Origin of the sequence: Arthrobacter burdickii (assembly GCF_030433645.1) — a bacterium.
Taxonomy (GTDB): Bacteria; Actinomycetota; Actinomycetes; order Actinomycetales; family Micrococcaceae; genus Arthrobacter_D; species Arthrobacter_D burdickii.
In genome coordinates, this window is record NZ_JAROCG010000001.1 from 885,843 (window position 1) to 903,228 (window position 17,386).

A 17,386-nucleotide genomic window follows, 5' to 3' on the forward strand; every position below is an offset into this window, starting at 1 on the left:
GGTTCCTAGCCCCGTCCGTGCTGTGCGTAGGGGTTCAGGAGGGCTTCCTTCATCTCCGGGGAGGCGCCTTCTTCGGTGGCGGTGAACCCGTCCGCGGGCGGGAAGGACTCGGTCATGGAGTGCGGCATGGCACCGTTCCTGTAGAAGTTGTTGGAGCCCTGGGATGGCTTCCAGGTGTTGGCTTCCCAGTCCGGAACGTAGTTGCGGTAGCCGCCGGAATTCAGTTCCACGCGCAGGCCGGAGGGCTCGCGGAAGTACAGGAAGTTCTGCTCTCCCACACCGTGGATGGAGGGCCCGTATTCCATCGGGGTGCCGTTCTCCATCATCACGTCCGCGGTGCGCAGGAGGTCCTCCGTGGTGTCCACCCAGAACGCGATGTGGTTCACCCGACCGGGGCGGCCGGAGGTGTCCAGGACCACGCCCAGGTCGTGGGACTTCTCGTTGGTCGTGAGCACGGAGAACACCGTGATGGGTGCCTCGTCCAGGTCGACGAAGGCCATGACGCGGAAGCCCAGCGCCTTGTTGTGCCAGTCGGCGAATCCCCGCACGTCCGAGCTCGCCACGGTGACGTGGTCGAGGAAGCGGGGGGCGGCGGCATGGCTGGAGCGGCGCTCGGGGCGGTCGGGGTAGGTGGAGGCGAACTCCGGCTCGGCGACGAACCTTTCGACCTCGTAGAACAGGCGCATGGAGTGGCCGTAGGGGCCCGTGAATTCGTAGGCCTTGCCGAAGCCGTGACCGCCGGCGGTCCAGGTGCCCTGGACGCCGGTGGCTTCCACGCGCTGGGCCGCTGCCTCCAGGGCGGCGGCGCTGTCGGTCCGCCAGGCCATCCTGCCCAGGGACGCCTCCGGGCCTTCGGTGATGATCAGGCTGTACCGGTAGTAGTCGCCCCAGCAACGAAGGTAGACGTCGCCGTCGACGCGGTCGATGATGCGCATCCCGAATTTCTCCTCATAGAACCGAGCCGAGGCTTCGACGTCCGGGGAGGTGATCTCGAGATGGGCAAGATGGGAGAGAGGAGTTTCCACGCTGAATTCCTTCGGGGTACTGGCGGGCGGATCGTTGCACGTTCAGGACAACTGTGACGTACGGCATGTATCCGAGGAAGACGTAATTCTTGATATCAAGTATCCGTACGGGAAATACTTCCACCCGACGTCCAGGAGCCGGGCCGGCCCGCATCGGCCAGGGCGCGGGCGATACCGCGGGCCGCGGTCTGCAGGGCGGGCACCAGTGCCTGCACGCGCATCTCCCGCGGGGGAACCACGACGCCGAGCGACGCGACAGCGTGCTGCCGGCGGTCCAGCACGGGGACGGCAATGCCCCAGGTGTCCGGATCCACGACGCCCTCCAACTGGGCGAATCCCTGCCTGGCCGTCTCACTCAGGAGCGCCCGGACCGCATCGACGGTGGTTCCGTCGTCCGGAGCTCCGAAGTGCTCGAGGTACTGGGCCTGCAGCAGTCTGTCCTGATACGCCATGAGCGCGATCCCGGCGGACGAGACGTGGACAGGCATCCTGCCGGCGACCTGTGCCCGGTTGTTGACCGACCCGCGCCGCGACAGCCGCTCCACGAAGAGAACGTCCTCCCCGTCCAGCACGGCCAGATTGACGTTCTGGTGAAGGACCTGCTGGATGTCTTCCATGAACGGCAGGGCCGCCTGGCGTAGCGCGAGCGCGGGGGAGGCCCTGTTCGCCAGCTCCCACAGCCGCAGTCCCGGCTGCACCATTCCGTCGGGCCCGGTCTCCAGGAAGTTGTGTCCCGCGAGCTGCCGCACCAGCCGATGGGTCGTGGTGAGCGGCAGGCCCGCGCGGCCGGCCAGTTCGGACAGCTGCAACGCCCTGCCCTCCGGGAAAGCGGAGATCAGCCGGACGACCCGATCCACGACGGAATCACCCGAATCAGAGTTCGCCACGCGGCACCGCCTTCCGCCCGAGAGAGCTTCGGAAAATCCAACTCCTGAGATTACGTGGTCTTCTCCCTGGGGTGCCGAGCCAGCCGCACATTCAATGGCGCTAAGGCCTGCAGGTCCCTCCAGAGCCGGCCCCCAATCATCGTTGGCCCGTCCCGGCAGCGGGTGGCAGAGTGGGGCGATGAGTGAGCAACCCGGTCTGGTCCTGAACCTGGAGTGCACGGTACCGTCCCCGGTGGAGGAGACGTTCCGGCTGCTGACGGAACCGGACGCGCTCGCGACATGGTGGGGCCCGGACGGGTTCAGCATCCCTGCCGTGGACGTCCACCTGGTGGTCGGCGGTCGCTACCGTTTCCGCATGGCCCCACCCGAGGGCGAGCCGTTTCACCTCTCAGGGGAGTTCCTGGAGATCGACCCGCCCTGGCGGTTGGTCTACACCTTCGCGTGGGAGGAACCGGCGCCGGACGACCGGGAGACCGTCGTCGACCTCTCCCTCGCCGGTGCCGGAACAGGGACCCGGGTGGTCCTCTCGCAGGGCCCCTTCCTGACCGAGGAACGCCTGACTCTGCATCGGAACGGGTGGAGCGATTCGTTCGAGAAGCTGGCTTTGGTCGCCACCGGCGCCGGTGGCGCCGGCAGCCAATGACCTGGTGCGGGCCGGCACGCCGATACGTGGGGAGCGCGTCATCCAGCCCAAGGGCCTGGGTCCGTTCATTGCAGCGCCGTGGGTGGCATGCCTGGTGTCACCGCTTCTTGGCCGCGGCGACCAGCATCGTAAGGGCAGCACCGGCTGCTGTTGCAACGGCGGACCGGGATCGTTGGCGTTGCCCGATCATTACCCCGGTGAACGCCCAAAGGAGGGTGCCGGCGTAGAACCGGGAGGAGACGCTTGCCCGTTCCGGTGCCGAGACGGCCCTGGTGCCGACCGCGCCGAGCGCCGTGAGGAGGGCCGCTCCCGCTGTAGCGGCTTTCGGTCCAGCAGGAACGATGTCCTTCGCGACGAGCATGGCGGCCAGATTCACTCCGCATGCTGCCTGCCCCCATGCTGCGAGCATTCCTGCCGCCGGGGCGACCGCCGCCACCTCGCCGGCGCTCAACTCGTCCCTTCGCTCGGCTTGGGCGATGCGGTGCCGTCCCGTCTCTGCCAGGACGGCGATCATGACCAGTGCACCCTGGGCGCTCCAGGGCCGGCCCGACTTCGCCAGCGGCGCCCAGATACCGGTAGCGGCGAATGCCCCGGCAAGAGGCCAGCCCGCCGCACGCCAGGCGTCCCGGGTGCGGGCGGAACCGCGCGCCTGATGGACCGCGTAGGCGATGGATGAGGCGAAGATGGGAAACCAGACTGTGAAGGCGTAAGCGGCCGGCTGGATCACGTTGGGTGGCGCGTCTTCACCTCGGAACCGTGGACCGTAGAACGTGGGCAGGAGCACTTGGGCGGCGGCCGCTGCGCAGGTGAGCACCTGACGGGAGGAATCTCCCGAGGCCACTGCCCATACACGGCTAGGGATGACGGGAACGAGGTCGGTCATGTGAACTCCTTGGAGGGTGGAAGCGGATCCGGCCGTGGAGCCTGCCGCATGGGATGGAGCGGCAGCGGGCCTGCCCAGTACCGCCGTAAGCGATGCGAAGGCGTCGCGGAGGCGCCGATTCGGCTATCTCTACCGCAGAACATGAAATTTGGGTAGAGCACGCGTCGCGGTGTTGGACGACTTCCTACAGGCGGTGTTGGTAGACGTCGGGGGTGGCGTCGTCGTCGGTGTTGTGAGACATCGCGTGCTGCTCAGCTCGCTTACCGGGGCCCCTGGCCGCGATCGGTAACTGCTCCGCGTAGGCTCGGCGGATGGAGGCAGTTGAAAGGGCGTTGTCATGACGGTCGAGCACCACGCGGTAGTCGTTGGCGGGGGCATTGCCGGTCTGGCTGCGGCTGCTTCTCTCGTGCACGATGGCTGGAAGGTGACTGTGCTCGAGCGGGCGCGAGCCTTCACGGAGGTCGGTGCGGGGCTGACCATCACTCCGAATGGGATGTCGGCTCTGGCTTCTCTTGGCGTTGACGCTGCTGTCCGCGATGCGGGTTACCGGGTACGCATGGCCGGTACCACCGATGAACACGGCTCATGGTTGTTGCGCGTTCCTCTCGCCAGTACATCCAGCTCGAGCCAGGAGGTCTACGGGATCCACCGACGGGACCTCCATGGCGTGCTGCTCGCTGCTGCTCAAGGGGCCGTGCTGATGAGTGGTACCCGGGTCGTCAGCGTCACTCCGGGTACACCGGGCGGGGCCAGGGTGCGAGTGGACTGTGTGGGGGCGAAGGGCACCGTGTCCTATGACGCGGACCTTGTCATCGGGGCCGACGGTCTTCGCAGCACTGTCAGGGGCCTCGTTGCTCCCGGAGCAGCGCCTCGGTTCAGCGGCAAATCGTCGTGGCGTGGAATCGTGCCCGACTCGGCGCTTGTGACGGAGGATTTCATCGTCAGGTGGGGCCCGGGAACAGAGTTCGGGGCCGTGCGTATCGGAGCTGCCCAGGTGTACTGGTACGGGTACACCTCCTCGAAGGAAGGCCATCGTTGGCCCGATGAGAAGGCCGCCGCCATGCACCATTTCAAGGGATGGGCGGACCCCGTACGACTTCTCATCGATCTCACCCCACGCGATCAGGTCATCCGTCACGACGTCTACGACCTGGCCCCTGACCTCAACACCTATGTCTTCGGACGGGTCGTGCTCATCGGTGACGCAGCACACGCGATGATCCCCACCATGGGACAAGGAGCGAATTCCTCGCTGGAGGACGGCGCATGCGTGGGGCTTCTGATCGGTCGGCCCGCCAATGAGGGCGTGTCCCTGCAGTCCGCATTGGGCACGTTTGACGCATCCCGCCGCCCTCGCACCCAGAAGATAGCCCGCCAATCCCGAAGTGCTGGGCAAGTCGGAGCTGGGCTTGAAAGCAGGATCAGTATCACTGTTCGCAACACCGCGATGAGAGTGGTGCCCGCCGGACCAGCAATGAAAGCAGGAGCATCGATCCTCAGGTGGAAAGCCACTACCTGAGCACGAACCGATTGCACCCCCATTTTCATCGGTGCCTCAGCTGTCGTGCACCTCAGCGGGCGCGGCGCGGTCGGACGGAGGTAGGTAAGCGGTGACGCCTTTGATCCGTCAAGGTTCTGCAAATGTGACGAGGCCGTTTACCGGGGCTGGAGGCGGAACTAGGTTGAGGGCACCGGGTCCGTCTGATCATCGTGTGAAACCGACGGGTGTCCCGGTTCCTGCTCCATCCAGTTCAGAAGCCCGTCAGCGGCGGGTTGTACAAGGAGGAACACAGCGCCATGGCACAGAACCTGAATCAGCCCATCACCGATGACAGCATCAAGGTCCGGCAACTCAGCCATTACCAGTTCAGCTGGGTGGCGGGAGAGCCTGGCCAGCCTGGCTCGTGGACCCTGCAGTTGGTCCTTGATCAGGGTGCATGGGAGGAGGTCCTCACGATCGACGCCGATGATGCCGACAACCTTCAGGACCTGCTCTCCTCAGCCGAGACCGTGTACTACGACGTGCAGCGCCGGACCCTGATGTTCGGCACCACAGAAGCCGGTCACCACTGACAGCGAACCTGTGCCGCTTTCAGGTCCGAAGGAGAGTGCATCATCGCCTGCATCAGGTGAGGGAAATGACCTCGTAGGTATGGCCTGCCGCGCGCAGCCGCTCCACCAGGACGTCGCCGAGGGCGGTCGCCGGGGTCAGTGATCCTGCGGCGGGCGGCAGGCGGTCGCCGTCGAGGGCCAGAGAGAGCGCAGCCTCCCCGGCCATGACGGCGGTGGCGGCGTATCCGGGGTCGCCCGGGCCGGCTGCGACGGCCCGGTACCGCCGGCCGCTCTCCGAGGAAGCAGTCGCCTGGGAACGGAACCAGCCTGAGCGCCGCGCGGCCTCGCTCGGACCCGCACCGGGCGACGGAAGGACACGGTCCAGTAGTTTCCTCGTCGGGGGTAGGGCCAGTGCGGCTCCGAACACCCGCAGGCCGAGCGCCGTCGCTCCGGCGCGGACGACGCCGACGAGCCCCCGCCCCACACCCATCACCTCGCCGTACCGCAGGGACCGGCCGTAGGTCCACCCCTGCAGGGCATTGCTGCGACGCACGATCCGCGTGTTCACCGACGCCATGATGAAGGGTGCGGTCCACAGGCCGTCCTCCGACCGGCCGACCCACCCCAGGTCCGACGGCTGCCGGGTCGAGGGCTCCGCCGTGCGGTCCGGACTGAGGGAGTAGGGATCACCCGCGAGCGATCGCAGCACAGGATCCGACCGCATGCCGTCGAGCTGCCCACGCATCGACTCGATGGTGCCGCCGCTGAAGCCACCCTTCGCCCTGGCGACGAGCTGCACCTCGGTCAGTCCGCCCGCGCCGTCGGCCACCGCGGCCTGGTGCAGGAGGAGCACCGCGAGGTCCGACGGGATGGAGTCGTAGCCGCACGCATGGACGATCCGTGCGCCGGTAGTCCTTGCCAACGCGTCGAAGCGGTCGATGGCTTCACGGACGAAGGACACCTCGCCCGTCAGGTCCCCATAGTGGGTGCCGGCGCGGGCACACGCCTCGACGACGGGCAGTCCGTACTTCGCGTAGGGACCCACCGTGGTGAAGAGCACCCGGGTTCTGGCGGCCAGCGCAGCGAGTGAGTCAGGGTGCTCCGAGTCGGCCTCGATGAGGGCCCAGTCCTGCGCGGCGGCGGGCAGCCTGGACCGTACGGCCTCGAGCTTCTCCCTCGACCTCCCCGCGAGCCCCACGCGCAGGCCCGGCGGAGCATGGTCCGCAAGATATCCGGCGATCAGTTCACCGACGAAGCCGGTCGCACCGAAGAGGACGAGGTCGTGATCGCGCGCGGGAGCCTCCATGCCAGCAGTCTTCCACGGCAGCGGCAGGAACGACGCCGAGAAGTGCCTACCTCTGCCGTGGCTGAAGCGCCCCGTGACCCTGAAACCAGATCGCAGATCATCACTGGATCGCGAGGGCCGATTGGTGTATTCATCCTGCGGTGAGTAAGGTCGTCTTTGCGCCGCGGGGTGGAGCAGTTCGGTAGCTCGCTGGGCTCATAACCCAGAGGTCACAGGTTCAAATCCTGTCCCCGCAACGAAGAAGCACCTACTAACGATCCTGTTGGTAGGTGCTTCAGCTTAACCACGTCGGGTCCGAGACGACACGCGATCAGCGCCGTGATGCCACCTTGCCGTTCAGTTCAGCCCAACGGGTTGGTGCTTGCCTGCCCGTGGTCACCGGCCCACACTGGCAGAGGTGGCCGGTAAGCAGCCCTTGAACAGAGTGCGAGGAGCCGCAATGCCAGACGGTTCAGGCTTGCGAGGAGTATATGAAGGGATCATCTCTGCGGTCGGCGCTGATGATGCCGTCGCTCTGGAGGGTTTGATCGCTGCTGATGTGATCGACCACATGCCCGTGCCCGGTCAGCCTGGAGGGCGGGAGGGCTTCATTTTCTGGATGCACAGTATGCATGCTGCCTTTCCCGATATGACGGGAGCCATCTCTGACGCAGTGGTTGAAGGCGACAAGATCGCCGGTCGGGTGCTGTGGACCGGAACGCACGAAGGGGAGTTCCTCGGTCTGCCCGCTACCGGCAGACCGGTAGCCATTACCGCCATGCACCTTGTTCGGTTCAGGGGCGGGGTGGCGGTCGAATGGTGGGGCGCCGCAGACCTTCTCGGAGCTGCAATGAGTTTGAATGCCCGCCTGGAGCCTCCTCTCTAGCGAAACACTGTGCTCTATCCGTATCCTCGCGGTGTCGAGCGCGATGAGGGCAGGCAAGCGCCGCCTTCGTACTCGACCCGCGGTCACCTCGAAGAGGAAGGCCAGCCAGAACCGGGATCACCGGATGACGCGGGATCGTCACATGTCGCCCGGGATGCAGTATGTGACGAAACCGGCGTCCCGGAACGTCATGCGGCGCCTTGTCGTCGCACGTTCTGCACCCAGGGCCGGGGTGCTGCTTACAGTGATCCCACCAACCATCAAGAGCGGCCGAGAGATCTGGCTTGTTGACGCCGCAGCAACCATTCCGTTGCCCTCCCTTGGGAGAGCAGCGGAACCGGTGCTAATGCCAGAACCGATGGACATGCATCAGCGCACCCGCGAGCGGTCCCGGCACACCCGGATCGCTGGTTTCCGGCCCGCATCCTGGTGCACTCCCTCGGACATACCGAGGAGCGGGGATGACTTCGAAGAAACAGGCAGCGGTACCGCCGTCGCTGTCGTACGAGCTGTATCCGCCGGCCACCCCGGAAGCAGGGGAGGCGGTGCTGCGGACGATCGACGAGCTGGAGGCCACCCGCCCCGACTACGTCTCGGTGACCTACAGCGGCACACCGGCGCGGCGCCTGGCCTCGATCGAGCTGATCGGGCACCTGACCAGCAACACCAGACTGCGACCACTGGCCCACCTCTGTTGCGTGGGGGAGACACGGGCGAGCCTTGACCTGCTGGTGCGGCAGCTCGTCGCACTGGGGGTGAGGGGCCTGCTGGCCCTGCGCGGGGACCTGCCGCAGGACCCGCAGGCAGTGCGCGGCGAGCTTCCCTTCGCCCAGTCCCTGGTGGAGTTGATCCGGGAGGTCGAGGCCCGGCACGGAGCCGCGCTCGCCGGCGGTCGGTTGGCGGTGGGGGTGGCGGCCTACCCGAATCGGCACCCGGAATCGCCGTCATTCCTGCACGACGTCGAGGTGCTGGTCTCGAAGCAGCGTTCCGGTGCAGACTTCGCCATCACGCAGGTGTATTTCGATCCCGCCCACTACGTCCGCCTGCTCACCGCGGCCCGGGCCGCGGGAGTCACCATCCCGATCATTCCCGGGGTGATGCCCCTGGGGAACATCCGCCGGCTCGAACGGCTGGCCGGAATGACCGGCGTCCGTCCCGACCCTGCCCTCCTGCACCGCCTGGAGACCGCCTCGGGTGAAGCCGAACGCCGACGGATCGGCGTGCGGGCAGCGGCCGTGCTGGCCCGGGCGGCCTTCGATGCAGGGGCCCCGGGCGTGCACCTGTACACCTTCAACGACCATCGCGCGTCCATCGAGGTCATCGAGGAGATCGACCTGCCGGTGGCGCGCACGCCGGCCGCCGTCCCGGCCTGACCCTGCCCCCCCCCCGAATCCGAACCACGACCGACACACCGTCCAGAGGAGAACACCATGAGCACCGAGAACACCTTCCCCGCCGCCACGATCCTCGGCTACCCCCGCATCGGGCCCGGCCGTGAGCTGAAGAAGGCCGTCGAGGCCTACTGGGCGGGCCGCCTGGACGAGGCCGGACTGCAGCACGCTGCCGACCAGCTGCAGGACCGCACGGTCGCCCGACTCGTGGAACTGGGGCTGGATCGCGGCGATTCCTCCATCCCGGCGGACTTCGCGCTCTACGACCAGGTCCTGGACGCGACGGCGGCGCTGGGAGCTCTGCCGGCTCGGTTCGCCGACCTGGCCGCGGAGGACGGTTCTGTGGACACCGCCGGCTACTTCACGCTGGCCCGGGGCGACGGCGAGCGCGCGCCGCTGGAGCTGACCAAGTGGTTCGATACGAACTACCACTACCTGGTGCCCGAGATCGGTCCGGGGACACCGTTCGTCGCCGTGGCGCACGGCCTGACCGCGACCGTCCGCCGGCAGCGCGAGCGCGGCACCGTGCTGCGCCCGGTGCTCGTGGGTCCCGTGACCTACCTGCTGCTGGCCAAGCCCGAGGACGGGGCACCCGCCGGTTTCGACCCGCTGGAGCGGATCGACGACGCCGTGGCGGCCTACGTGGGCATCCTCGCGTCGCTGGCGGAGGCGGGGGCCGAGTGGGTGCAGCTGGACGAGCCGGGCCTCGTCGGTGACCGCGGCGGTGAGCTGGCAGCACCCGGCGGGCTGGTGGAGCGGGTGTACCGGCAGCTGGCCGGTACTGCAGGACGACCCGCCCTGCTGGTCACCACCGGCTACGGCACCGCCGGTGATCCGGCGAGGCCGGGCCAGGCGCTCGCCGTGCTCGCCACCGCGGGCGTGGAGGCGGTCCATGCGGACCTGGTCCGGGGATCGCGGCCCTCCGCCGAGGCGCTGCAGGCACTGGGCGGCACCCGCCTGGTCGCCGGCGTCGTGGACGGCCGGAACGTGTGGCGCAACGATCTGCGGTTCTCGCTGGGGGTGCTGGAAGACCTGCAGCAGGAGACGGGAACGGCGGTCACGACGGCGACGTCCACCTCCCTGCTGCACGTGCCGCACGACGTGCAGGCCGAGACGGGGCTGCCGGAGCACCTGCCGGCCTGGCTGGCCTTCGCAGATCAGAAGGTGCGTGAGGCAGTGGTGCTGGCGCGCGGCCTGGCCGGGGGACGCCCGGCCGTCGCCGCGGAACTCCAGGACGCGGAGGAGGCCCTGGGCCACCGGGCACGGTTCGACGGCGTCGTGGTGGATTCGGTGCGGACGCGTACCCGCGGCCTGACTGAGGAGGCGTTCACCCGCGGCCCTGCCGAGCGGCGGGCAGAAGCGCAGCAGGAGCGGCTGGGGCTGCCGTTGCTGCCGACCACCACCATCGGGTCCTTCCCGCAGACCCGCGAGGTGCGCGGCGCCCGTGCCGCGGTCCGCAGCGGCAGCATCTCGCAGTCGGAGTACGAGCAGTTCCTGCGCCAGGAGATCGCGAACGTGGTGCGGTTGCAGGAAGGCCTCGGACTGGACGTGCTGGTGCACGGCGAGCCGGAGCGCAATGACATGGTCCAGTATTTCGCGGAGAACCTCGACGGGTTCGCGGCCACGGAGCAGGGGTGGGTGCAGTCCTACGGGTCGCGCTGCACGCGTCCGTCCATCCTGTGGGGGGATGTGTCGCGTCCCCAGGCGTTCACGGTTCCGTGGATCAGCTTCGCGCAGTCGCTGACCGAACGTCCGCTCAAGGGCATGCTCACCGGCCCGGTCACGATCCTCGCCTGGTCCTTCGTCCGCGACGACCAGCCGCTGGGCGAGACGGCCAACCAGGTCGCGCTGGCACTGCGGGACGAGATCGCCGACCTCGAGGCCGCCGGTATCGCCATCGTCCAGGTGGACGAGCCCGCCCTGCGCGAACTGCTGCCGCTCCGCTCGGCCGACCACCAGGCATACCTGGACTGGTCCGTCCGCGCGTTCCGGCTGGCGACCGCCGGCGCCGAGGACGGGACCCAGATCCACACGCACCTGTGCTACTCGGAATTCGGCGAGGTCATCTCGGCCATCGACGGGCTGGACGCGGACGTCACGAGCATCGAGGCGGCCCGCTCCCGCCTCGAGGTCGTCGCGGACCTGGCCGGCTTCGGCTACTCCCGCGGAATCGGCCCGGGCGTCTACGACATCCACTCACCGCGCGTGCCCTCCGAACAGGAGATCTCCGGTCTCATCGACACGGCGCTGGCCGCCCTCCCGGCGCAGCAGCTGTGGATCAACCCCGACTGCGGCCTGAAGACCCGCGGCTATGACGAAACGGTCCTCTCGCTGCGCAACCTCGTCGCCGCGACCAGGGCCGCGCGCGGGAGCGTCCGCCTCTCGACGGCGGAGCAGGTCCTGGCGCGTTCCTGATGTCCCGCAGGGCCACCGCTGGTCCCGCTCCTCCCGGGCAGGACCAGCGGAGTCCTGCCCGGAAACCCACCCGACCACGGGACTATCCGGGGCCAGCTGCGCCGCCCGGGGCGGCGAGGATCAGCCTCGTTCCTCCTACGGGAGGCGGGGATCAGCTCCGCGGATCCTGCGGGGCAGCCAGTTCCTTGGTGAACGACAGGTGCAGAACCGTCTCCGGGTCGGCTGCCAGGTCGAAGCCCGGGCGGTAGCCCGTGGCGAGGTAGAGGTTCTTCGCCTCCGGCTGGCGCGGGCCCGTGGTGAGGTAGATCCGGCGGTAGCCGCGACGCTCGGCCTCCGCCTCGAGTTCGACGAGCACCCGGCGGGCCAGGCCACGACGGCGGTGCTCGGCGTGGGTCCAGATCCGCTTGAGCTCGGCGGTCTGCTCGTCATACCGGCGGAAGGCCCCGCCGGCCACGGTCTGCCCCTCCTCCTGCAGGATCAGCAGCGCGCCGTGCGGGGCGGCGAATTCCTCGGCGGGATAGCGGCGCATCTCCTTGCCGGCGCCGCCGAACAGGGTCCCGTACCTGCTGTCGTATTCCTCGATCAGCCCGTCCACGAGCGGCTGCACGCGGGGATCCTCCAGCGGCAGGTGCAGCACCGTCAGTTCCGGGAGGGCCCCGAGGGGCAGGGAGTTCGTCATCAGGGGTCCTTCAGGTCAGGTGGGCTCAGGTTCGGTCAGGTCAGGGACGAGTGGAGCTGGGTGATGCTGGCGGCCAGCCGGGCACTGGTAAAGCTGTCCGGAGCGGGAGCAGGCAGTTCCATCAGGTCGGTGAGGATCCTCCGTGCCAGGGCATCGCTGTCACGGAACGGGGCGGCGTTGCTGGAGGGGCGGGAGAACGCCCCGCCGCTCCAGCCGGAGGCCGCGGGCCCGACGGCGTACAGGCCCGGCCGGGTGCTCCCGTCCGCGGCGACGAGCCGGGAGGAGAAATCGACCAGCACCTTCCCGGTGCCGGCTGCCGTCGCTTCGCTGCCCGTGCGCTCCTCGGAGCCGAGGCCCGATTCCGACAGTGACCGCAGCAGCGGGTTCGCGGAGCCTGCCAGGGAGGGGCCCGGCAACCGGGCCTCGATGAGCGCGGTCGCCGTCACGGTGGAGGGCACCTGCGGGGACGAGGCCGTGAAGAGTCCGAGTTCCTCGTCGGTGCCCACCTGCAGCTGGGGGCCGAGGAACCTGACAAAGCCGGCCTCGTGCAGCGCCAGCAGTTCCCGCAGCCGGCGGGCGGGCGGGCCGGAGTCGACGTAGCTGAAGAAGCCGTGCCACCAGCCGCTGACCAGTGGGCGCGAGGCGGGTGTGAGCGCGTCCATCGGCACCAGCCGGCCCAGTTCGAAGTACACGTACAGCAGCCCCAGGAACAGCCCGAGGGTCTCCGAATTCGCGCCGCCGTCCCGCAGCCGCAGGTCCTCGCGGATCTGGTCCGCCACGGTGTCCTGCACGTCGTCGGGACCGCCGAAGTGCATCCCCGCCAGCGGATGGTCGAGTTCCTCGAGCTCCAGCCGGTCGGCCGCGTCGGGGACGGCCTGGTCCACGAGTGCCCGCCGGTCGTCCGAGTACCAGTCAGCGGCGTCGAAGCGGGGCAGGAACTCGGACCAGGGCAGCGCCACCCGCTCCGGGTGCCCGGTGAACAGCTCGCGGTAGTAGCCGAAGGCGGCGTCCTTGGCCATCAGCGGCCACAGATGCTGCCAGAAATCCAGCCGGCCGTGCACCTCGAGCAGCGCAGCGACGGCACCGGCGGTCAGGTAGCGCGGGGGGCCGGCCGGTTCACCGCGCAGCAGTGAACTGATCTTGGAACGGTACGGGACGCCCCGGCGGGACCCTGCCCACAGCACCGGTTCGTTCCCGGAGGCGATGTACCGGAGGGTGCCGCCGGGCGCGTCGACGAACCGGCCGCCGCGGCCCTCCATCAGCAGCACCACCAGGTCGATGAACGCCAGCCCCATACCGGAGACGATGGCCTCCTGCCCCGGGCGCAGGGCGGAGAAGTCGACGTCGTTCGTGTAGGCCGGCGGCGCATGGAAGAGGCCGTGCCGGGCCGCGAAGCCGGCATAGGCGACGGACCGGGGCTCCGGTTCCGAATCGGTGTGGCCGACGGTCATCACCACGGCGTCCGCGCGCAGCACGGCACCCGACGCCAGCACCACGCGGTAACCGGCGCCGTCGGCCGCCACGTCCACGGCCAGGTCCCGGTGGACGGCCACCGGCACCTGCGGACCGAGGGCCTGGACGGCCCGGGCGAAGAACCACTCGAGGTACAGGCTCTGCAGGCGGCGCGTGGGGAACGTCGTGGGGAGGAGGGTGCGCAGCTGCCGGCGCAGGTCCTCATCCGGCACGTCCACGTCCGGAATGCTGCCGTCCACGACGCCCCGCGCCCAGTCGACGAGCCCGGGGCCCGCGACAGCAGGACCGGCACACTGCACCGAGTCGTCGGTGAACATGGTGACGTCGGCGGCCAGGGAATTGAGCATCAGCAGCGGGCTCTGGTCCCGCCGCCAGATCCGGCCGGAGCCCGGCCGGTGCGGCTCCACGACGTGCACGGTCAGGGGGCCGGCAAAGAGCCCGGGTCGATTGGCGGCAAGCCGTTCCAGGATCAGGGCCGCCCGCGGACCGCCGCCGATGAGAACGACGGCGGCCTTCCGGCCATCGTGCGGTCGACCCGGCACGCTGTCGATCGTCATGGTGCTCCTTCCCGGGCAGCATTCGGGCCCGCGGTCCTGCCCATCCTAGGAGCCGGCGGGGAGCTGCCGCAGGGAGGCGGTAACCCGCCTTCACCGGCCGAAATATTACGCAATGAGGGGTCATGAAGCGCCCTGTCCCGTCCCGCGGCGGAGCCTATGCGTCGTCGGTTTACTCCCCGTGAACCCCGTTTTGGGGGCGCCACCCTCCCTGTTCTAGGTTCAGGCCACCGGCCCGATTTTTCGGACCCGGAAGCCGGCTGCACCGTGCAGGCAAGGCCGCAGGACGAGAGGGAGGTGGCGCGTGAGTGCCGCAGCACCGAGAAGTGAGACCCGCCCGGAGACGACGGCCCCGGACGCTGCCCTGCCTTCGGCGCCGGGTGACGCCGGCCTTGCGCCATCGGGAGAAGCCGGCCCTCCGCCGTCGGGCGGAACCGCACCCCGCACTGCCCACGACTACTCCGGATACCCCGTGGTGGCCGCCCGCCACCCCTGGCGCTGGGCCGGCACGGCACTCGTGGCCCTCTTCGTCGCGGGGGTCCTGTGGTCGCTGCTGACCAACCCGCGGTGGGAATGGGACGTCGTCGCCCAGTGGTTCACCGCCGAGTCCGTGCTCCGCGGCCTGGGCGAGACGCTGAAACTCACGGCCATCGCCGGAACCCTCGGGTTCATCCTGGGCTTCATCCTGGCGCTGATGCGGCTGTCCTCCTCGCCGCTGCTGGTCTCGGTGTCCTGGACGTTCTCCTGGATCTTCCGCTCCGCACCGCTCCTGGTGCAGCTGCTGCTCTGGTACAACCTCGGCTACCTCTACGAGAAGATCTCACTGGGGATCCCGTTCACCGACGTGCGCTTCTTCGAGGTGCAGACCACCACGCTCATCAGCCAGTTCGCCGCCGCCATCCTGGGGCTGACGCTGAACCAGGCCGCCTATTCGTCGGAGATCATCCGCGGCGGCATCCTGGCCGTCGACCAGGGTCAGCTCGAGGCCGCTGCGGCCCTGGGCATCCCCGCCTGGCGGCGGTCAACCCGGATCGTGCTGCCGCAGGCCATGCGATCGATCCTGCCGACGGCCTTCAACGAGATCATCGGCCTGGTCAAGGGCACGTCGATCGTCTACGTGCTGGCCTACTCGGAGCTGTTCTACACGGTCCAGGTCATCTACAACCGCACCCAGCAGGTCCTGCCCCTGCTGCTGGTGGCCACCGTCTGGTACGTGGTGATCACCTCCGTGCTCAGCATCTTCCAGTACTACATCGAGCGCCACTACTCCAAGGGTGCCGTCCGCACACTGCCGCCGACCCCGTTGCAGCGGGTCCGGCGCTTCTTCTCCACCCACGCCAAGACATCCGAGGTCGCACGATGAATTCGCCAGCCCTTCCGGCCGTCGCCGCTGCAGCCGCCACCCGCGGACTCGTCGAGATCAGCGACGTCCACAAGTCCTTCGGCCAGGTCGAGGTGCTGCGCGGTGTCTCGCTCACCGTCGAACCGGGCGAGGTGGTGGTGATCCTCGGCCCCTCGGGGTCGGGCAAGTCCACCCTCCTGCGCACCATCAACCACCTGGAGAAGGTCGACGCCGGCCACATCTCCGTGGACGGTGAGCTGGTGGGGTACAAGGCACGCGGGGGCAGACTCCACGAGCTGCGGGAGAAGGAAATCCTGGCCCAGCGCACCCACATCGGCATGGTGTTCCAGAACTTCAACCTCTTCCCGCACCTGACCGCCGTCGAGAACATCATCGAAGCCCCCGTCTACGCCCAGCACCGCCCGCACGCCCAGGCACGGGCGCGGGCCCTGGAGCTGCTCGAACGCGTCGGCCTGTCGGACAAGGTCGATGTCTACCCGCGCCAGCTCTCCGGTGGCCAGCAGCAGCGCGTGGCGATCGCCCGGGCGCTGGCGCTGGATCCGAAGATCGTCCTGTTCGACGAGCCCACGTCCGCGCTCGACCCGGAACTGGTGGGCGAGGTGCTGGACGTGATCCGCAGCCTGGCGGATTCGGGCACGACGCTGATCGTCGTCACGCACGAGATGGGCTTCGCCCGCGACGTGGCCGACCGCGTGGTGTTCATGGACCAGGGGCAGATCGTCGAGGAGGGCACCCCGCTGCAGATCTTCGGTGCCCCGCAGCACGAGCGCACCAAGGCCTTCCTCTCGAAGGTCATCGAACCGGCCTTCAACCTCTGAACTCCACGAACTTTCCCAATCCCGAATTCCGTCCGCAAGAAGGGGAACACCCATGAAATCTCTCGAGCCTCGCCGGCTTCCGGCCCTGTCCGCCGCAGCCCTCGTCCTCCTGGCCCTGGCCGGCTGCGCCGACCCGGAAGCGGCAGCGTCCGGAACCGGTGAATCCGCCGCCCCGGCCGAGAACGGCATCGTCTACAACCTGGCGCCGGAGCAGGACCGCGTCCGCGCAGAGAAAGTCGCCGACCTCGCTGCGCAGGTCCCGGCCGACATCGCCGAGGACGGCAAGCTGACCGTCGGGGTGAGCCCGTTCGCGGTTCCGCTGTCGGTCTACGCGACGGACGACAAGACCGTGATCGGCAACGAGACCGACATCGCCCAGCTGGTCGCGGACAAGCTCGGCCTCGAACTGGACCTGCAGGCCACCTCCTGGGAGAACTGGCCGCTGAAGACGCAGTCCGGGGACTTCGAAGCCGTGTTCTCCAACGTCGGCATCAACGGGGACCGCGTGCAGCTCTTCGACTTCGCCCCGTACCGCGCAGCGTTCATGGCTTTCGAAGCCCGCGAGGACTCGGACCTCGCCGTCAACGGTTCCGCGGACATCTCCGGCAAGAAGGTCGCCGTCGGCTCCGGGACCAACCAGGAGAAGATCCTGCTGGCATGGAACAAGGAGCTCGAGGACGCCGGCAAGGCGCCCGCCGAACTGCAGTACTACGGCAACGACGCGGACACCATCCTGGCGCTCTCCTCCGGCCGGTTGGACCTGAACCTCTCCCCGTACCCGAGCGCCACCTACCGCGAGAACACCCGGGACGACCTGAAGATCGTCGGCAAGGTCAACGCCGGCTGGCCGTCGGAGACCCTGGTCGCAGCCACCACGCTGCGCGACAACGGGTTGGCCGAGCCGCTCGCGGCGGCCATCAACTCCGCCATCGAGGACGGCAGCTACGGCGAGGTGCTGGAGCGCTGGGGCCTGGCCGACGAGGCCATCCCCGAATCGACCGTGGTGAACGCCGCGAACTTCGGCAAGTAGGA

15 protein-coding genes, 1 tRNA gene and 1 riboswitch are annotated in these 17,386 nt (G+C 68.7%); of the genes, 10 read left to right on the forward strand and 6 right to left on the reverse strand.

Annotation, left to right across the window (positions count from 1 at the left end; translation table 11 throughout):
- Positions 1-5: 5 nt before the first annotated feature.
- Together P5G52_RS04115 and P5G52_RS04120 are read right to left on the reverse strand one after the other, a co-directional pair.
- Positions 6-1,025, reverse strand: a complete 1,020-nt coding sequence (locus tag P5G52_RS04115; protein ID WP_301224933.1) for a VOC family protein — start codon at positions 1,023-1,025, stop codon at positions 6-8.
- Between the two features lie 95 nt (positions 1,026-1,120).
- Positions 1,121-1,912, reverse strand: a complete 792-nt coding sequence (locus tag P5G52_RS04120) for an IclR family transcriptional regulator (protein WP_301224935.1) — start codon at positions 1,910-1,912, stop codon at positions 1,121-1,123.
- Positions 1,913-2,090: 178 nt separating this feature from the next.
- Between P5G52_RS04120 and P5G52_RS04125 the strand changes: the two genes are divergently transcribed.
- The gene (locus P5G52_RS04125) at positions 2,091-2,555 is read left to right on the forward strand and encodes an SRPBCC family protein (protein WP_301224937.1); all 465 of its coding nucleotides are present in this window, start codon (positions 2,091-2,093) and stop codon (positions 2,553-2,555) included.
- A gap of 97 nt (positions 2,556-2,652) precedes the next feature.
- Here P5G52_RS04125 and P5G52_RS04130 read toward each other — a convergent pair whose 3' ends face one another.
- On the reverse strand, positions 2,653-3,438 hold the full coding sequence (locus P5G52_RS04130; protein WP_301224939.1) for a hypothetical protein: 786 nt from the start codon (positions 3,436-3,438) through the stop codon (positions 2,653-2,655).
- A 337-nt stretch (positions 3,439-3,775) separates the two neighbouring features.
- Here P5G52_RS04130 and P5G52_RS04135 point away from each other — a divergent pair, with 337 nt between their 5' ends.
- A complete protein-coding gene (locus P5G52_RS04135) occupies positions 3,776-4,957 on the forward strand; it encodes an FAD-dependent oxidoreductase (RefSeq protein WP_301224941.1) in 1,182 nt (393 codons plus the stop codon).
- 278 nt (positions 4,958-5,235) lie between these two features.
- On the forward strand, positions 5,236-5,511 hold the full coding sequence (locus P5G52_RS04140) for a hypothetical protein (RefSeq protein WP_087075677.1): 276 nt from the start codon (positions 5,236-5,238) through the stop codon (positions 5,509-5,511).
- Between the two features lie 52 nt (positions 5,512-5,563).
- Here P5G52_RS04140 and P5G52_RS04145 read toward each other — a convergent pair whose 3' ends face one another.
- Positions 5,564-6,796, reverse strand: a complete 1,233-nt coding sequence (locus tag P5G52_RS04145; RefSeq protein WP_301224946.1) for a saccharopine dehydrogenase family protein — start codon at positions 6,794-6,796, stop codon at positions 5,564-5,566.
- A 162-nt stretch (positions 6,797-6,958) separates the two neighbouring features.
- Between P5G52_RS04145 and P5G52_RS04150 the strand changes: the two genes are divergently transcribed.
- The 4 genes from P5G52_RS04150 (at position 6,959) to metE (ending at position 11,467) form a co-directional block, all read left to right on the forward strand.
- Positions 6,959-7,032: transfer RNA gene (locus P5G52_RS04150), tRNA-Met, on the forward strand.
- Positions 7,033-7,235: 203 nt separating this feature from the next.
- Entirely contained in the window at positions 7,236-7,661 is a 426-nt protein-coding gene (locus P5G52_RS04155) for an ester cyclase (RefSeq protein WP_301224948.1), read from the forward strand.
- Between the two features lie 254 nt (positions 7,662-7,915).
- Positions 7,916-8,026: riboswitch (SAM riboswitch) on the forward strand.
- Positions 8,027-8,122: 96 nt separating this feature from the next.
- Positions 8,123-9,034, forward strand: a complete 912-nt coding sequence (locus P5G52_RS04160) for a methylenetetrahydrofolate reductase (protein ID WP_301224950.1) — start codon at positions 8,123-8,125, stop codon at positions 9,032-9,034.
- Between the two features lie 57 nt (positions 9,035-9,091).
- A complete protein-coding gene (gene metE, locus P5G52_RS04165) occupies positions 9,092-11,467 on the forward strand; it encodes a 5-methyltetrahydropteroyltriglutamate--homocysteine S-methyltransferase (protein WP_301224952.1) in 2,376 nt (791 codons plus the stop codon).
- A gap of 151 nt (positions 11,468-11,618) precedes the next feature.
- On the opposite strand, the gene P5G52_RS04170 is transcribed toward metE, so the two are convergent.
- Positions 11,619-12,146, reverse strand: a complete 528-nt coding sequence (locus P5G52_RS04170) for a GNAT family N-acetyltransferase (RefSeq protein WP_301224955.1) — start codon at positions 12,144-12,146, stop codon at positions 11,619-11,621.
- A 35-nt stretch (positions 12,147-12,181) separates the two neighbouring features.
- Positions 12,182-14,176, reverse strand: coding sequence for an FAD/NAD(P)-binding protein (locus P5G52_RS04175; protein WP_301224957.1), 1,995 nt, complete (start codon positions 14,174-14,176; stop codon positions 12,182-12,184).
- 301 nt (positions 14,177-14,477) lie between these two features.
- On the opposite strand from P5G52_RS04175, the gene P5G52_RS04180 reads away from it, so the two are divergent.
- The 3 genes from P5G52_RS04180 to P5G52_RS04190 are packed head-to-tail and all read left to right on the forward strand — an operon-like array spanning position 14,478 to position 17,384.
- Positions 14,478-15,536 (forward strand): amino acid ABC transporter permease, encoded by a 1,059-nt coding sequence (locus P5G52_RS04180; RefSeq protein WP_435868639.1) that lies wholly within the window; start codon positions 14,478-14,480, stop codon positions 15,534-15,536.
- Positions 15,533-16,354, forward strand: coding sequence for an amino acid ABC transporter ATP-binding protein (locus tag P5G52_RS04185; RefSeq protein WP_301224959.1), 822 nt, complete (start codon positions 15,533-15,535; stop codon positions 16,352-16,354). The genes P5G52_RS04180 and P5G52_RS04185 overlap by 4 nt, the downstream gene beginning before the upstream one ends.
- A gap of 52 nt (positions 16,355-16,406) precedes the next feature.
- Positions 16,407-17,384 carry a transporter substrate-binding domain-containing protein gene (locus tag P5G52_RS04190; protein WP_301224961.1) on the forward strand — a complete coding sequence of 326 codons (978 nt, stop codon included), beginning with the start codon at positions 16,407-16,409 and terminating at the stop codon, positions 17,382-17,384.
- Positions 17,385-17,386 lie beyond the last annotated feature (2 nt).

What these genes read in the sequence shown, in the direction of transcription:
- P5G52_RS04145 (WP_301224946.1), bottom strand. Translation starts at nt 6,796, where the DNA reads ATGGAGGCTCCCGCGCGCGATCACGACCTCGTCCTCTTCGGTGCGACC.
- P5G52_RS04140 (WP_087075677.1), top strand. Translation starts at nt 5,236, where the DNA reads ATGGCACAGAACCTGAATCAGCCCATCACCGATGACAGCATCAAGGTC.
- P5G52_RS04130 (WP_301224939.1), bottom strand. Translation starts at nt 3,438, where the DNA reads ATGACCGACCTCGTTCCCGTCATCCCTAGCCGTGTATGGGCAGTGGCC.
- P5G52_RS04160 (WP_301224950.1), top strand. Translation starts at nt 8,123, where the DNA reads ATGACTTCGAAGAAACAGGCAGCGGTACCGCCGTCGCTGTCGTACGAG.
- P5G52_RS04135 (WP_301224941.1), top strand. Translation starts at nt 3,776, where the DNA reads ATGACGGTCGAGCACCACGCGGTAGTCGTTGGCGGGGGCATTGCCGGT.
- P5G52_RS04185 (WP_301224959.1), top strand. Translation starts at nt 15,533, where the DNA reads ATGAATTCGCCAGCCCTTCCGGCCGTCGCCGCTGCAGCCGCCACCCGC.
- P5G52_RS04175 (WP_301224957.1), bottom strand. Translation starts at nt 14,176, where the DNA reads ATGACGATCGACAGCGTGCCGGGTCGACCGCACGATGGCCGGAAGGCC.
- P5G52_RS04190 (WP_301224961.1), top strand. Translation starts at nt 16,407, where the DNA reads ATGAAATCTCTCGAGCCTCGCCGGCTTCCGGCCCTGTCCGCCGCAGCC.
- P5G52_RS04170 (WP_301224955.1), bottom strand. Translation starts at nt 12,146, where the DNA reads ATGACGAACTCCCTGCCCCTCGGGGCCCTCCCGGAACTGACGGTGCTG.
- P5G52_RS04155 (WP_301224948.1), top strand. Translation starts at nt 7,236, where the DNA reads ATGCCAGACGGTTCAGGCTTGCGAGGAGTATATGAAGGGATCATCTCT.
- metE (WP_301224952.1), top strand. Translation starts at nt 9,092, where the DNA reads ATGAGCACCGAGAACACCTTCCCCGCCGCCACGATCCTCGGCTACCCC.
- P5G52_RS04125 (WP_301224937.1), top strand. Translation starts at nt 2,091, where the DNA reads ATGAGTGAGCAACCCGGTCTGGTCCTGAACCTGGAGTGCACGGTACCG.